1 protein-coding gene is annotated in these 1,457 nt (G+C 50.4%); it reads right to left on the bottom strand.

Annotated elements, in window-relative coordinates; translation table 11 throughout:
• Window positions 1-24: 24 nt before the first annotated feature.
• On the bottom strand, window positions 25-1,457 hold a 1,433-nt coding region (locus ACQ4M5_RS41685), incomplete at its 5' end, for a hypothetical protein (protein WP_430681679.1).

Raw genomic sequence — 1,457 nt, 5'->3', positions numbered from 1 at the left:
CCCACGAGATACGCAACCAGTGCATTAGGAAGACTCAGAACGCTTGACAGATAGGCGATTGAGGAATTTAATCAACTTCGACGACACGCCAAAAATCTCAACAGAAATCCGGAGTGTATTAGCTCGGATAGCATTTCGTTTCAATCGTTCTGCCCAAGCGAGTCGTCGATGAGCACGTTGGCTGCGAGTCAAGTAAGAGATTGCGGATTCGACAGGTTGAGTAGCTGACTCGCTGTATTCAATTCGAGTTTGATGTCGCCTCAAGTGTTGTCGAATCTCTCGTCGCAGTTGAGTGGCTGGAATGTCCGTCCAGATCAAAGCTTGAGTCCCCTGTACGGTCTGCATCGGAGCTTGAGCAATCATTGTAATCTCAGGCTCTAATGCAACCGTTGGAACCGGAGGCAGTTTCGTTCGGATGACTGAAATTCGTCTGCCATTGGTGTTCTTGGAATCCTCGGACAGACAATGTTGCTTCACGGGACAACTGGCACAAATGCGCGGATTCATACTAAACAGCATTTGCATATCGCCCCGGCGCGTATAGCGAATTTCACGGCGATACATGCGATGCCCAGCGGGACATTCCACAGATTCATCATCCAGGATTTTGAAGTCTTTACCTGCATACTTGTGACGACTTTTTGCCCAACCCTCCGAGACCGTCATGGCTCCATAGCGAGGAGCAGATTGCTGACTGGATTGAGGAGCAGATGCAGGTTGAGGGGCTTCAGGTTGGGGAGCCGCACACTCCTCGGTTCTCTCGGGTAAAGCAGACGACCATTCTGTTTGCCGCCCACACAACTGAGGCAACTGTATCGCTCCTGCCCGAATCCGCCAGTTCCACACCCATTGATTCAAAATCTGCCAAAAGCTCTGCCCTTGTGCTTGCCAACTACACCATCGGTCTCCATCTTGTTCTTTGTCTTCTTCTGCAAGCGTTTGCTCAAATCCACCTCGACCACAATAGAGATTCAGCACATCCGTTGCCGTAAATTGCTCGACTGGAAGAGAGGTGAGGAATAGCTCATGAATGTACTTCCCGTTGCATTTACCCACAGCGCGTTTGCGCTTGTCAAATCGCTCCATACGAACAATCACCAGGCGCATTGGTTCGTGGTAGCCTCGCCGCGTGGAATCCAGGCAAGGAATATCAAATAGTTCGCGGGGATGAGGACTATCCGGATAGGTAATCGTGGCATGAGGAGCTTGTTTTAGTGCTTCTACAACGATTGGGTCAGTGAGCAAATGATAGTCACGACAACGAATCGCATAGGCGATCTTCGCTTGTTGCAACGGGCTGACATGGCTCGCACTGCCATACAGTCCATCGAGTCGAACAATACCCTGCTCGATCGTTAACCCTTGTGTCTGAAGATAGCGTTTCACTAATCCACAAGCACGAGCAAGATCGGGTTTAGGAGTGCCATTGCCAGGAGCCGCAAAAGTGCCTAACCATT

It is taken from the genome of Leptolyngbya sp. AN10, from assembly GCF_050565645.1.
Lineage (GTDB): Bacteria > Cyanobacteriota > Cyanobacteriia > Leptolyngbyales > Leptolyngbyaceae > Leptolyngbya.
Note: the sequence above shows the minus strand (reverse complement) of the source record. Positions and strands in the feature narration are given on the sequence as shown.